Below are 13,142 nucleotides of genomic sequence, written 5' to 3' on the forward strand. Positions count from 1 at the left end.
GTGCCGGCGGCTCAGTGGGGTCGGTGTGGCGTGAACTCCGTGCCACACGGACCCGCACCCTCGCTCTGAGGCAGCGGCACCCGCTCGCCGGACATCGTGAGCGTCCGGTAGTACGCCCCGATCCGTTCCGCAGAGCGGCCCACGTAGTGCCCGATGAACGAGCGCCGGAACCGGTCGGCCGTGCGATTGGGCCCGGAGCCGTGCACCAGGCTGCCGTTGAAGAACAGCACGTCACCCGGAGCCAGATCCACCGGGACCGGTACGAGTCCGGGTGGCGGCGGGACGTACTCGCGGGCGAACGACAGCCGCTCGTCGGCGAGTTCCGGGCAGAACAGGTCCATCCGGTGGGTACCCGGGACGACCTCGAGACCGCCGTTGTCCCGGTCGATCGGCTCACACGCCACCCAGGCCGCCACGCACGTCCCCGGCTCGACCCGCAGATAGAAGTTGTCCTGGTGCAGCGCCTGCCCGCGCGCGCCCGGCGGCTTGAAGTAGAACATGCTCTGCGCGGCCAGCACCTCCTCGCCGAACAGCACCTCCAGTACCGCCCGCAGCCGGGCATCCAGCAGGAACTCCCGTGCCACCGGGCTGAATTCGTGCGGCTGCATCACCCGGGGATACCGGCGCAGCGGGTCCGGGTCCGCCGGGCGCGGCTCGAAGCGGCCCGGTACCGGACCGGCCGCGTGCAGCGCGGTGAACGCGGCGCACAGCCGCTCGATCTCCTCCGGGCCGAACATCCCCCGCACGACGGTGAATCCGTCCTCCTCGAACCGCTGCCGCTGCGCCTCAGGCAGGATGGCGCCGTTGTCCGTGACTGTCATGTGCCCACTCCTCGGAGTCCGGTGGTCAGGTGGTCACCCACTCGCCACGCTAGGCCGAGGCGCACGACGGGAGGATGCCTGTGCATGCTGAGGACCTGCCCGTGACGGCTGCCGTCGCCGATCCGTCCCCGCCGCCCGGACTCGTGGTGACAGGCCGCTACGACCAGCGGCCGGGCTACGGCGTCAACCGGCCCGGGGGATCGGCGAGTTGGCTGTTCACCTTCACCCTCGGCGGCCGCGGACTGCTCCGCCAGGGCGCCGCCCGGGCCCGGGCCGGCGCCGGGGATCTCGTGGTGCTCGCTCCCGGAACCGGCCACCGCTACACCGTCGCGCCCGGCACCGAGAGCTGGCGGTTCTGGTGGACGCACTGCCAGGCCCGCCCGTCCTGGACGACCTGGCTCGCCCCGTACGCCGTGTCCGACGGCCTGTACGCCGTGACATCCGTACCCGGCGCCGTGCGCGGCCGGATCGAGGCGGCGTTCGGCCGGATGCTCGCCGACTCCACCGGACCGGCCGAGGGCACCGAGCGGGAGCCGGACCCGGTGGCCGTGGCCCATGGCTGCCTGGCCCGGGAACTGGCCCTGTGCGCGCTGGAGGAGGTCGTCCTGCTCGCGGCCGGCGGTGCCCGGACGCCGCCTGCGGCAGCGGACGCCGACGCCCGGGTGCGCCGGGCCGAGGAGCTGATCGCCGCCGACCCAGGCGCCCCGCACACCGTCCGCTCGCTCGCCGAGAGCGTGGCGCTGTCCCCGTCCCGTTTCGCCCATCTGTTCACCCTGCGCACCGGGCGCTCCCCGATGCGGGCGCTGCGCGAGGCCCGACTGCGGCACGCGGCCCGGCTGCTGGAGGCCACCGACCTCACGGTGGAACGGGTGGCGGCGGCCTCCGGATTCTGCAGTCCCTTCCACTTCAGCCGGGTTTTCCGGGCCCGCTACGGAGTGCCGCCCGGTGCCTACCGGGCGGGCGAGGGGCGGTAATGGGAAGAAAAGGATTACCTTGAATCTGCGTCAATAAGGAACCCGCCACCGTTGATGTCGATAATCGAGAGATCCCTTGTTCGCGCGTGCGCCGCTGTGCGAAAGTGTGCGCTGACGGCGCGCAGGCTCATCGCATTTCCCGCTGTATGCGCCAGGCCGCTCCCCGTACACCCCCCCCACGCTTCAAAAGAGCCGCCTCAGGTGGACGTTCGAGCAGCCCCACCACCTTTCCATACTGCTTGGTATGGACCAATTCGCGTATCACGTCTGGAGGAATGCAGTCGTGAATGAGGCAGGCCGGTCGGACGAACAACTCAGTGCCGAGCTGAAGAAGTGGACGGGAGGGACACCCGCGCTCCATCCCGTCGGTGAACTCCTCGACCGGCACTGGGAAGCGGCCTTCGCCTACGCGCGGTTGTGCACCGACGGGACGCGTGCCGCCGGCATGCTCACGACCGCCGCCTTCACCCGGCTGTTCGGGGAGTCGCTGCGGCAGGCCGGCCCGACCGCCGCCTGGCGGCCCCATGTGCTGGTCGCCGTCCGGCGGATCGCGGCCGAGTGGGACACCGACGGCCGCCAGGAACTCCTCCACCCGGCGCTGCGGTCCGCCGTCACCGGTGAGCGTGCCGCCGCCCGGCTGCTGCCGCCGCCCGGCCGGCGGCTGCTGTCCCGCGCGTTCCAGCGGGTGCCTCAAATCTCCCGTGCCGTGCTCTGGCACACGGAGGTCGAGGCCGAACCGCTCGCCGTACCAGCGGCCCTGCTCGGCCTGGACCAGGAGGACGCCCGCGCCGAACTCCGCAGGGGCCGGGAGCGGCTGCGCGAGGAGTGTCTCCAGGCGCACCGCGAACTCGCCCCCGAGAACGAGTGCCGGCGCTATCTGCGCATGCTCGACGTGACGTTCCGGCGCGGCGGCGTCGACATCGACCCGGATCTGCGAGAACACCTGGACCGGTGCGGCCACTGCAGCCGTACCGCCGACCAACTGGCCGTGTTCAACACCGGACTCGGCCTCGCCCTCGCCGAAGCGGTCCTGGGCTGGGGCGCCCACGCCTACGTGAACTCCCGGGCGGGCCGGGCCGAGGAGCCGCCCGAACCGGCCCCGCGGCCCGAGACCTTCACGCCCGCGTCCGGCGAGCCCTTCCTGCCGGCCGAGCCGCCGCACGGGGGCGGTTCCGCCGAGTCCGAGGGCTGGGGGGGCTCCGGCGGCGGCAGGCGTCGGCGTGGCTCGTCCGGGGGCAGGCGTCGAGCCGGTTTCACCGGGGCGACGGACGCGAGCGGCACCGGCAGGGCCGCGCGCCGCCGTGCCCCCGCGTCCGACATCGACGCCACCGCGTCCGACGGCTTCGCCGGCTTTGTCTCCGCGCTCGCTTCCGCCGATGCCGCCGACTTCGCCTCCGGCGCCGAACGGGCCTCCACCGGCGCCTCCGCCCGCTCCCCCCGGCACTCGGCCGTCCCCGGTACCCCGGGCGGCACCGGGGACACCGTCCCCTCCCGCCGGTCGGCCCATCGTGCCGCCCGCGCCCGGCGCGTCCGGCGCCGGAATCTCGCCCTGGCCGTCGTCACCGTCAGCGGGCTGGTCGTGCTGCCCCTGGTGCTGTGGTCGGTGCTCGGGTCGGGTGACGGAGCGGCCCCGGCGGGCGCGGACCCGTCCTCCCCGGCGCCCGGCAAGGACGCCGCGAGTCCCGGCGCGTCCTGGGCCGGTGCGAACGGGGCCGGCGAACGCGCCCTGCACGGCCGGCTGCACAACCTCGCCTCGGGACTGTGTGTCGGCGTCGTCGGCGAGAAGCCCGTCAAGGGCGCCGAGACCGAACTCGCCTCCTGCTCCGCGACCCCGAGCCAGCAGTGGACGTACGAGACCGACGGACTGCTGCGCAACTCCGCCGCGCCCGGCCTGTGCCTGGACTCCCACCTCGGCTACTCGATCCGCCTCGCCCCCTGCTCGGCCACCGGCAAGGCCGCGAGGAACATCCGCTACGACTTCACCCTCCAGGGCGCCCTGATACCCCGCTGGAACCAGGACCTGGCCCTCACCCCGGCCGCCACCGACGGCTCCGGCGCCCTCGTCCTCAAGACCCGCGCCCCCGGCGCCGTCCAGCGGTGGGCCGTCGACACCTCCAAGCCCGAACTGCAGATGCAGAACGTCAACTGGGACAGCGACAGCACCTCGTCGCCGACCGCCACCGCGCACCCGGCGCCCTCCACGGCGACACCCACCACCCGGGCTTCCGGCTCCACCCCGTCGCCGGCCCGGACGCCCACGGCGACCGTCCCCGCTCCCACGCCGTCTCCCACGGTCGACCCTTGCTCCGCGGACCCGTACTCCTGCGGCTGGGGCGGCGGAGGGTACGGGGACGGCGGGGGCTACGGCGGCGGGCGCCACCGCCGCTGACTCAGGGCCCGTGCGGCGGTGGCGGCGGGATCGTGGCCAGCCCCGGGGCCGGTTCCGGCCACACCAGCAGCACCGGGCAGGGCGCGTGGTCGATGGCGAACCGGACCGAAGGGCCGAGGCTCTTCGGCCCGAGCCGGGACCGGTCGCCGTCCCGGGCCAGCACCAGCAGATCGGCGCCCTCGGCGGCGGCCACCACCTCCCGCTCGACCCAGCCCGAGCGTTCCTCGCGCACACAGGGACGGCCCAGCCGCTCGGCGGCCGCGTCCAGCAGTTCGGCCGCCGAACTCCCGCCGAGCGCCGCCATCCGGTCGCCCGGGTCCCTCTCCGGATGCCCCCGGCCGAGCAGCCCCGCGAACGCGCCGTGCGCCAGACCCGGCACCTCGGGCCCGCTGACGTGCAGCAGCACCACCTCGGCGGGGTCCGGCGCATGGCTGCGCACCGCGTCCACGCAGGCGGGCCAGGTGCCCTCGACGAGCCAGGCGATCACACGCATCCGGTCGGCCTCCCACCGCTCGTGCCCGTCAGAAAAGCCGGAGTGATCCCCACAGTGCCACCACCGCGACGGCGAGCGAGGACGGCACGGCGATCAGGCCCAGCCGGGTGAACTCCCCGAGATCCACCTCGTGCTCGTGCTGATGCACGATCCGCCGCCACAGCAGCGTGGCCAGCGATCCGGCGTAGGTCAGGTTCGGGCCGATGTTCACCCCGAGCAGCACCGCCAGCACCGCGCCCGGCCCGGCCGGCGCGGCCAGTGGCAGCAGGACCAGCACCGCGGGCAGGTTGTTGATCAGGTTGGCCAGGACGGCGGCCAGCGTGGCGATCGCGAGCAGCGCCGGCAGTCCGGTGCCGCCCGGCATGACCCGTCCCAGCACGTCGGCGAGGCCGTTGTCGACGACCGCCCGCACCACGACGCCCAGGGCGAGGACGAACGCGAGAAAGGCCGGGGCGGCCGCGCGTACGACGGTCAGCGGGGTCGCCCTCCGCCGGGCCACCGCCCGCCCGGCCAGCACCAGCGCACCCGCCGCCGCCACCCAGGCCGGTTCCACGCCGAACGCCGACGCCACCACGAACCCCGCCAGCGTGCAGGCGACCGTGACCAGGGCGAACACAGGCGGCTCCGGCACCGCGGCGGTATCCCTGCCCGTCGGTGCCGCCGCCGCGAGATCCCGGGCGAAGAACCGCCGGAACACCACGAACTCGGCACCGATCGCCACCAGCCACGGCAGCGCCATCAGCGCCGCGAACCGGGTGAAGCTCAGCCCGCTCGTCGCGAACGCCAGCAGGTTCGTCAGATTGGACACCGGCAGCAGCAGCGACGCGGTGTTCGACAGATGGGTGCAGGCGTACACATGCGGTTTCGGCCGTACGCCGGTCCGCGCGGCCGTGGCGAAGACCACCGGAGTGAGCAGCACGATCGTGGCGTCCAGGCTGAGGACGGCGGTGATGGCGGACGCCAGCGCGAAGACCGCCGTCAGCAGCCGCACCGGACGGCCCGCCGCCCACCGGGCCATCCACGCCCCGCACGCCCGGAACAGCCCCTCCACATCACAGAAGTGGGCGAGCACCAGCACCGCGGCCAGGAACCCGACCACCGGCCCGAGCCGCTCCGCCTCCGCCCTGGCGTGCTCCAGCGAGATCGCCCCAGTGGCGACCGCGACGCCGGCGGCCGGCACGGCCATGACCGCCTCCGGCCACCCGAAGGGCCGGACGACGGCCCAGGCCAGAACGGCGACGAGCAGCACGGCGGACAGGGCCTCGGCCAAGGGGGTGTTCAGGGCGGGTCCTTCCGGAGACGATCACCTGGTGCCCGCCCATGAAAACAGACACTGCCGTCCGCGCTACGACGCCTTGCTGCCCGCCGCGCCCAGGAACTCCTCCCAGCCGCCCGCCGGGGCCTGCCCCGGCACCAGCGTGCGCAGTTTGCGCAGCACCGCCTGGTCCTGCGCCTCCAGCCAGGCCACGAGCTGCTTGAACGACACGAAGCGCACGTCGTCGCCGTACGCGGCCATCTTGCCGATGGCCTCCTCGACGGCGTCCATGTAGATGCCACCGTTCCAGCGCTCGAAGTGGTTGCCGATGAAGAAGGGGGCGCGGTTGGTCGTGTACGCCCGCTGGAATCCGGCGACATAGGCGTCGCGGGCCTGGGTGCGCCAGGCGTCGTACTGGGCGCGGTCGCCGTTCGGATTCCCGCCGGACTGGTTGAACATCATGTTGTAGTCCATCGACAGCACCTGGAAGGAGTGCCCGGGGAACGGTATGGACTGCAGCGGGAAGTCCCAGATCTTCCCGCCCTGCACCTTGCCCGGCCAGATCTGCAGCCCGCCGGGGGAGCTGGCGTCGTACTTCCAGCCGAGCGCGGCCGCCGTGGGCAGCAGGTTGGACTGGCCCTCCAGGCACGGCGTACGGCCGCCGATCAGCTCCTTGCGGTAGTCGAAGGGGAGCGGTTCGAGGTCGGTGAAGCCGGTGTTGGTCTTCCACTTGGTCACGAAGTCGACCGCCTGGTCTATCTCGCTGCGCCACTCGGCCGGGGACCAGTTGCGCACGCCGGTCGCGCCGCAGAAGTGGCCGTTGAAGTGGGTGCCGATCTCGTGGCCCTCCAGCCAGGCCGCGCGGACCTGCTGGAGGGTGGCGTGGATGTGCCGGTCGGCGAGGTAGCCGATGGCGGAGGCGCCGACCGGGTGCTGCGGCGGACGGTACAGGTTCTTCTTGGACTCGGGCAGCGTGTAGATGCCGCTGAGGAAGAACGTCATCTTGGCGCCGTGGTCGGCGGCGACCTTGCGGAACCGGGAGAAGAGCTGGTTGCTCAGCTCGCCCGCGCCGTCCCAGGAGAACACCACGAACTGCGGGGGCTTCTGGCCCGGCTTCAGGCGGGCCGGCACCGGCTGGTGCGGCTGGGCCCCGGTGTCGGCCGTGGAGCCGTCGCCGATCGGCTTCACCGGCCGGGCCTGGGCGGTGCCCTTGCCGCCGTCCGCCGGGCCGCCGACCCGGAGGCCGGTGCCGGAGGAGCACGCGGCCAGCGTGCCCAGGGCGCCCGCCGCCGCGCCCGCCGTCAGCACCCGCCTGCGTGAGATCCCGCTCATCTTGTCCCCGATTTCCTTGTCACGGCCCCCGTGGGGCCTGCTCGCCGGTGTGGGTCGACCGGTTCGATGACGGGAGTCGGGGGAAAGATCGCGGCCGCCGGTGCCTGTTGCCGTCCTGTGACAGTTGGGGCGCGAGCATGACGAACCCCGCTGCCCAGGCAGTGGAACAGCGGGGTTCTCGGGGGTGTCCGGGCTGGTCAGGGGCCCGTGCCGGGGCTGAACACCGACAGGAAGACGGACGAGGAGTTCCCGGAGACGGGCACCGCTCCGCCCGTCCACGTCACCTTCAGCGAGTCGCGCTCGTCCGGCGGTGTCACCAGCAGCGCGGCCGGGGTGGCCGTCTTGGCGCCGCTGATGCCCGGGTTGGAGAAGGTCAGCCCGGCCCAGGCGCTCTGCCCGGGCTTCAGGGTGATCGTCGCCGGGGACCCCGACTCACGCCTGGGGTCGGCGCCGAGCCGGCTGCCCGAGGCGCTCACGAACGCCGCGCCCGGATAGCCGTGCACGGTGCAGGTCCGGCCGGACTTGTTGGTGAGCACGACCGGGAAGTTCTCCTGCCCGGCGCCCGGGTCGTTGCGGCCCACCGAGGCGCGCAGCTCGGAGGTGTGGCAGCGGGTGTTCGCCGCGGGCGTGGCCGCATCGCCGCCACTCGGGGACGGGGCCGCCTTCGAGGGGGAGGACGAGGCGGCGCCGGTGGACGTGCCGGACGGCGCCGATGTGGCGGACGCCGGGCTCTTCGTGGTGCCCGTCGCCGGCGCGGCCGTACCGGAGGCCGTGATCGGTGGGTTGCTGTGGACGTCCTTGCCGTTTCCGCAGGCGGTCAGGAGGCCCAGCACGGCGACCGTGCCCACGAGCAGGGCTCCGTGCCGCGCGGACCGGGGGTTGTACACCATGTCGCTCAACACTCCTGGAGGGTCGTGGCACGCGCCCGAACGCGTGCCTCAGGGCGCGGGTGCGCCGTCCTCACACTCCGATGCGCTCAGGCCCGGAAAAGTTCGGCACACGCAGAATTCTTTTCCCCGCTGTGACCTCCCGCAGGCGCCCCTCAGGTCACGCTCAGCGAACGGAGTATCCCCTCGGTCGCGTCCCCGTCGCCCCGCTGACGCACCTGCACATACACCTGGGGCTGCGTGGCGCCGCCCGCCGGGTCCAGGGCGGACTCGGTGACCGAGCCGCCGTCCGGGCAGCCGCTCCAGGCCCGCACCAGACCGTGCCAGTCGGCGTCGGTGAAGGTCCGGCTGCCGGAGAAGCGGCAGCCGGAGTGGGCGAGGGCCTTGACCCTCGCGGTGACGTCGCCGTGCTCGCTCACCCCGACGAACACGCCGTCCACCGCCGCCCCCAGATCGGGCCACCGGCTCAGGTCGTCGGTCACCACCAGCCCGGGTTCGTGGCCCTTGGCGAGCCCCAGCGCGCTCGGGTTCCAGCCCGAGTCGCGCAGCTCGCGGCCGAAGCCCGGCGGCACCTTGACGGTGACCCGCCGGGTCGAGTCCGTGACCCGCACCTGGTCCGAGGAGCCGCCGGGGTGGATCACCAGGGTCACCGCGGCCGCGGCCGCCACCGCGGACAGGACCGCGGCCACGGCCAGCGTCACCGTGTTCAGCCGGCCGCGCACCCCGTCCAGCCACCGGGCGGACCGGAGCGCGGGCGGCCCGGCGGCCAGCCGGTCCAGCTCGTCGGCGAAGGCCTGCGCGCCGGGCCAGCGGCGCGCCCGGTCGGGCTCCAGCGCGCGCAGCAGCGCCCGCTCCACGTTCTCGCCGAGGTCCGGCCGCAGCCGCCGGGGCGGTACGACCCGGCCCGGCCGGCCCGGCACGCTCCCGGTGACCAGCTCGTAGCCGACCGCGCCCAGGCTGTAGACGTCGGCCCGCTCGTCGATGCCCTCGCCGGGCTCGGCCTGCTCGGGCGGCTGGTAGCCCGCCGAGCCCGCGGCCAGCGTGAGCACCGAGGCCTGAGCGAGGCTCTTGGCGAGCCCCAGATCGGCCAGCAGCACCCGCCGGGTGCCGTCCCAGGCGGTGTGCAGCAGCACGTTGGTCGGCTTGATGTCCCGGTGCACTATGCCCGCCTCGTGCAGCGCGGCGGCGGCCCGGGCGGCCTCGGCCGTCAGCGCGAGCGCGTGCCCCACCGGCAGCGGCCCGTGCGCCAGCAGGTCGGCGAGGGTGCCGCCGGCGGCGTACTCCATCACGAAGTACGGCCTGCCGTCGGGCAGCTCACCGATGTCGTAGACCTGCACCACGCGGCTGGAGCCGGCCCGGCGCAGCAGCCGGGCCTCGGACAGGAAGCGGTCCCTGATGTCGAGCCGGTGCGCCCAGTTCTCGGCGAGGACCTTCACCGCGACCGGGGCCTGGAGCTCGTCGTCGTGGGCGAGCCACACCGTGGCGAAGGCGCCGGTGCCCAGCGGCCGTTCGAGACGGTAGCGGCCGATCCGATCCAGGGAGTGCATACGACTATCATGCCTGGCCTGACATCGACTCAAAGGGGGACCCGTCCGTGCAGGACCAGGTGCCGATGGAAGACCTCGCCCGGCGGGCCGCCGCCGGCGACAGCGCGGCCCTGGACCGGCTGCTCACCGAGATCCGGCCGGAGGTCCTGCGCCGCTGCGGGCGCTTCCTGCCGTGCCGGGAGGACGCCGAGGAGGCGGCCCAGGACGTGCTGCTCCAGGTGGCGCGGCACATAGCCCGCTTCGAGGGCCGCAGCCGCTTCAGCACCTGGCTGTACACGGTGGTCGCCAACTGCTCCCGGCAGAAGTACCGCGAGCTGAAGCGGCGGGCCGCCGAGCAGCCGGCCGCCATCGAGCCCTCGCACGCCGTCGACCCCCGCACCACCAGCGTCATCGCGGGTTCCCGGGTGGACCTGCTGGAGGCGCTGGAGCGGCTGGAGCGGACGCATCCGCACCTGGTGGCGCCGCTGGTCTACCGCGACATCTGCCAGCTGGACTACGCGGAGGTGGCTGACCGCGTCGGCATCCCCCTCGGCACCCTGAAGTCCCGGCTGCACGAGGCCCGCAAACTGGTACGGCCCTGGCTGGCGGGCGGCTGAGCCGTTGCGCGCCGGACCGGGCGCACGTCCTTCCCGGTCCGGCCGGCAGCCTCAGGGAGGTTGCACGATGAACCGGACACGTCGTCTCGCGGCGCTCACGTTCCCGCCGGCTCCGGCGCCGGCCGTGGGCCCCGCGTTCGCCGCCCCCGCGTCGCCCGCCCAGCGGGGCCGGTGCAGGCGACCGTCGGCACACGCCCGGGCGACCCTGCCGCCGGGGCGCCCTACTGGTCCACCTCGTACAGCGGCAGTTCCGCCCAGATCGTCTTGCCCTCCGGGGTGTGCCGGCTGCCCCAGCGCTGGGTGAGCTGGGCGACCAGCAGCAGGCCGCGGCCGCCCTCGTCGAAGACCTTGGCCCGGCGCAGGTGCGGGGCGGTGTGGCTGGCGTCGGACACCTCGCAGATCAGGGTGCTCGTGTCGTGGATCAGGCGCAGCCGGATGGGGTGCGAGCCGTACCGGATGGCATTGGTGACCAGTTCGCTGACCACCAGCTCCGCCGTGAACGTGGCCTCGCTCAGCGCCCAGGTGTCCAGCTGTTCCACGACCTGCTTGCGGATCGGCGCGACCAGTGCCGGGTCGGCGGGGATGTCCCAGGTCGCCACCTGCGCGGACGGCAGGCCCTGGGTGCGGGCGATCAGCAGAGCCACGTCGTCCACCGAGCCGCCGGGCGGCAGCACGGTGTGCAGGATGCGGTCGCAGGTCCCGTCCAGGGAGTCGGAGTACGTGCCGAGCGCCTCGTACAGCCGCTGCCGGCTCGTCTCCGGATCCCGTTCCCGGGACCACACCAGACCGTCCGTGTACAGCGCGAGGACGGTCCCCTCGGGCAGTTCCACCTCCGTGGCCTCGAAGGGCAGCCCGCCCAGACCCAGCGGGGGACCGGCGGGCACGTCCAGTGCCTGGGGCACGCCGCCCGGCAGCAGCACCACGGGCGGCGGATGCCCGGCGCGGGCCACCGTGCATCGCCTGGACACCGGGTCGTAGACGGCGTACATACAGGTCGCGCCGGCCTCGCCGGGGCTGCCCGCCTCGCCGGGGCTGGTGACGACGCCGGACTCCTCCGACAGCCGGACCACCAGGTCGTCCAGGTGGGTGAGCAGCTCGTCAGGGGCGAGGTCGATGTCGGCGAGGGTGCGCACGGCGGTCCGCAGCCGGCCCATGGTGGCCGAGGCCTCGACGCCGTGCCCGACGACGTCCCCGACGACCATCGCGACCCGCATCCCGGACAGCGGGATCACGTCGAACCAGTCGCCGCCCACCCCGGCCCGTGCGGCCGGCAGATAGCGCGAGGAGGCCTCCAGCGCGGCCGTGCGCGGCAGCGTGCGGGGCAGCAGGCTGCGCTGGAGCGCGAGCGCGGTCTCCCGCTCACGCGAGTAGCGGCGGGCGTTGTCGATGCAGACGGCGGCCCGGGTGGTGATCTCCTCGGCGAGCAGCCGGTCGTCCGGGGTGTACGGGTCCGGGCGCCGGTGGCGGGTGAACACCGCGACACCGAGGGTGAGCCCGCGGGCCTGGATCGGCACCGACATCGAGGAGTGGATGCCGAATCTGCGCACCTGCTCGCCTCTGGCGGTGTTCCAGGTCAGCCACGACGGCATCTCGCCCGCCGCCACCGAGGCGATGATCGTGTGGCCCGCGGTCAGCGCGTCCGCCTGCGGCGAGCCGACCGGGTACTCCTCGGTCTGCCCGGGCTTCATCACCGCCTCCGGTACTCCGGGAAGGACGGAGCAGTGGGCGGCCCGGCGCAGGACGAGCGGCGCGGTGACCCGGGCCGGGGGTTCGCCGCCGTAGTCCTGCGGGTTCAGCAGGTCGATGGTGACGAAGTCGGCGAGCGCGGGCACGCACACGTCCGCCAACTCCTGGGCCGTACGGGTGACGTCCAGCGTGCTGCCGACGCGCACGCTCGCCTCGTTCACGAGCTGCAGCCGCTGGCGGGCCCGGTAGTTCTCGGTGACGTCGTGCTTGGCCAGACACACCCCGCGCACCCGGCCCTGGGCGTCCCTGACCGGGGCGATCCGGGCGAGCCAGGCGTGGGCGTGGTCCTCGCCGCCGGTGCGCATGTAGGTCTGCACGTCCACCGGGCTGCCGGTGGTCAGCACCTGGAGCATGCCCTGCTCCAGGTCCTCGCTCTGCGGCTTGCCGCCGATCTCCGTGAGCCGCAGCCCGCGCACGCGCTCCTCCGGCAGGCCGACGACGTCGGCCATCGCGTCGTTCATCCGGCGCAGCCGCAGTTCGGCGTCGTACACGGCGACGGCGCACGGCGACTGGATCAGGCCGGCCTCGGCGAGCGGGTCGTCCTCGGCGGGCGGTTTCGTGCCGGGCAGCGGGGTGACCACCAGCCAGCTGCCGTCGTGTCCGTCGTGCCCCGGCCGGTGGTGGGCGAGCAGCCAGACCGGGACGGTACGGCCGTCGCGGTGGCGCAATCCGACCGTTCCCTGCCAGCGGGGGCCGGTCGGCAGGGCCCGGCTGTCCTCCTCGGCCAGCAGCCGTGCCGCGGGGCGGCCCAGCACGGCGTCCGGGGGGTGGCCGAGCAGGCGCCTGGCGCCCTCGTTCCACTCCACCAGTGTTCCGTAGTCGTCGATGACAGCCCGGGCCGTCGCCGCTTCGTCGAACGGATAGACCCGGCTCATCGTCGCCGCTCCCAAGCGCACACTCACAGTGAACAGGTGGCACCTCTCGTGTTCCAGCGTAGTGCTTCCGGGGCTGCCGTGGCCCGCGAGCGCGGCACGCATGGCCGACCGGTCGAACACGGTCAAGGGGAAATCCGGCCGAAGTTCCGACCGCGGCGGTCGCCCGGCTCCGGACCCTTGACGTTCGCGTGTGGCATCCCGTCAGAATCTGTTTGTTCACGATCAGT

General features: G+C 73.8%; 10 protein-coding genes. 3 read left to right on the plus strand and 7 right to left on the minus strand.

Annotated features, from left to right (window positions below; genetic code table 11):
* Window positions 1–11: 11 nt before the first annotated feature.
* Complete coding sequence (locus tag ACIBJF_RS15370) at window positions 12–821, minus strand: phytanoyl-CoA dioxygenase family protein (RefSeq protein WP_399174194.1); 810 nt, start codon at window positions 819–821, stop codon at window positions 12–14.
* Window positions 822–895: 74 nt separating this feature from the next.
* Between ACIBJF_RS15370 and ACIBJF_RS15375 the strand changes: the two genes are divergently transcribed.
* Together ACIBJF_RS15375 and ACIBJF_RS15380 are read left to right on the plus strand one after the other, a co-directional pair.
* The gene (locus tag ACIBJF_RS15375; protein ID WP_399174195.1) at window positions 896–1,795 is read left to right on the plus strand and encodes a helix-turn-helix domain-containing protein; all 900 of its coding nucleotides are present in this window, start codon (window positions 896–898) and stop codon (window positions 1,793–1,795) included.
* 244 nt (window positions 1,796–2,039) lie between these two features.
* Complete coding sequence (locus tag ACIBJF_RS15380; protein ID WP_399174196.1) at window positions 2,040–4,184, plus strand: RICIN domain-containing protein; 2,145 nt, start codon at window positions 2,040–2,042, stop codon at window positions 4,182–4,184.
* Window position 4,185: 1 nt separating this feature from the next.
* Here the strand turns inward: ACIBJF_RS15380 and ACIBJF_RS15385 are convergent, their stop codons facing one another.
* The 5 genes from ACIBJF_RS15385 to ACIBJF_RS15405 form a co-directional block, all read right to left on the minus strand.
* Window positions 4,186–4,677 carry a universal stress protein gene (locus ACIBJF_RS15385; protein WP_399174197.1) on the minus strand — a complete coding sequence of 164 codons (492 nt, stop codon included), beginning with the start codon at window positions 4,675–4,677 and terminating at the stop codon, window positions 4,186–4,188.
* Window positions 4,678–4,705: 28 nt separating this feature from the next.
* Window positions 4,706–5,947, minus strand: coding sequence for an SLC13 family permease (locus ACIBJF_RS15390; protein ID WP_399174198.1), 1,242 nt, complete (start codon window positions 5,945–5,947; stop codon window positions 4,706–4,708).
* A 75-nt stretch (window positions 5,948–6,022) separates the two neighbouring features.
* The gene (locus ACIBJF_RS15395; RefSeq protein ID WP_365324996.1) at window positions 6,023–7,264 is read right to left on the minus strand and encodes a hypothetical protein; all 1,242 of its coding nucleotides are present in this window, start codon (window positions 7,262–7,264) and stop codon (window positions 6,023–6,025) included.
* Between the two features lie 197 nt (window positions 7,265–7,461).
* The gene (locus ACIBJF_RS15400; RefSeq protein ID WP_399174199.1) at window positions 7,462–8,154 is read right to left on the minus strand and encodes a DUF4232 domain-containing protein; all 693 of its coding nucleotides are present in this window, start codon (window positions 8,152–8,154) and stop codon (window positions 7,462–7,464) included.
* 152 nt (window positions 8,155–8,306) lie between these two features.
* On the minus strand, window positions 8,307–9,698 hold the full coding sequence (locus ACIBJF_RS15405; protein WP_399174200.1) for a serine/threonine-protein kinase: 1,392 nt from the start codon (window positions 9,696–9,698) through the stop codon (window positions 8,307–8,309).
* A gap of 65 nt (window positions 9,699–9,763) precedes the next feature.
* On the opposite strand from ACIBJF_RS15405, the gene ACIBJF_RS15410 reads away from it, so the two are divergent.
* Entirely contained in the window at window positions 9,764–10,294 is a 531-nt protein-coding gene (locus ACIBJF_RS15410; RefSeq protein ID WP_399174261.1) for an RNA polymerase sigma factor, read from the plus strand.
* A gap of 221 nt (window positions 10,295–10,515) precedes the next feature.
* Here ACIBJF_RS15410 and ACIBJF_RS15415 read toward each other — a convergent pair whose 3' ends face one another.
* Window positions 10,516–12,915 (minus strand): SpoIIE family protein phosphatase, encoded by a 2,400-nt coding sequence (locus ACIBJF_RS15415; RefSeq protein WP_399174201.1) that lies wholly within the window; start codon window positions 12,913–12,915, stop codon window positions 10,516–10,518.
* Window positions 12,916–13,142: the final 227 nt, after the last annotated feature.

It is taken from the genome of Streptomyces sp. NPDC050743 (genome assembly GCF_044456925.1).
Taxonomy (GTDB): Bacteria; Actinomycetota; Actinomycetes; order Streptomycetales; family Streptomycetaceae; genus Streptomyces.

Excerpts from the sequence above, each read along its gene's own strand:
- ACIBJF_RS15370 (WP_399174194.1), bottom strand. The coding sequence starts at position 821 with ATGACAGTCACGGACAACGGCGCCATCCTGCCTGAGGCGCAGCGGCAG.
- ACIBJF_RS15375 (WP_399174195.1), top strand. The coding sequence starts at position 896 with ATGCCTGTGCATGCTGAGGACCTGCCCGTGACGGCTGCCGTCGCCGAT.
- ACIBJF_RS15380 (WP_399174196.1), top strand. The coding sequence starts at position 2,040 with ATGGACCAATTCGCGTATCACGTCTGGAGGAATGCAGTCGTGAATGAG.
- ACIBJF_RS15385 (WP_399174197.1), bottom strand. The coding sequence starts at position 4,677 with ATGCGTGTGATCGCCTGGCTCGTCGAGGGCACCTGGCCCGCCTGCGTG.
- ACIBJF_RS15395 (WP_365324996.1), bottom strand. The coding sequence starts at position 7,264 with ATGAGCGGGATCTCACGCAGGCGGGTGCTGACGGCGGGCGCGGCGGCG.
- ACIBJF_RS15400 (WP_399174199.1), bottom strand. The coding sequence starts at position 8,154 with ATGGTGTACAACCCCCGGTCCGCGCGGCACGGAGCCCTGCTCGTGGGC.
- ACIBJF_RS15405 (WP_399174200.1), bottom strand. The coding sequence starts at position 9,698 with ATGCACTCCCTGGATCGGATCGGCCGCTACCGTCTCGAACGGCCGCTG.
- ACIBJF_RS15410 (WP_399174261.1), top strand. The coding sequence starts at position 9,764 with ATGGAAGACCTCGCCCGGCGGGCCGCCGCCGGCGACAGCGCGGCCCTG.
- ACIBJF_RS15415 (WP_399174201.1), bottom strand. The coding sequence starts at position 12,915 with ATGAGCCGGGTCTATCCGTTCGACGAAGCGGCGACGGCCCGGGCTGTC.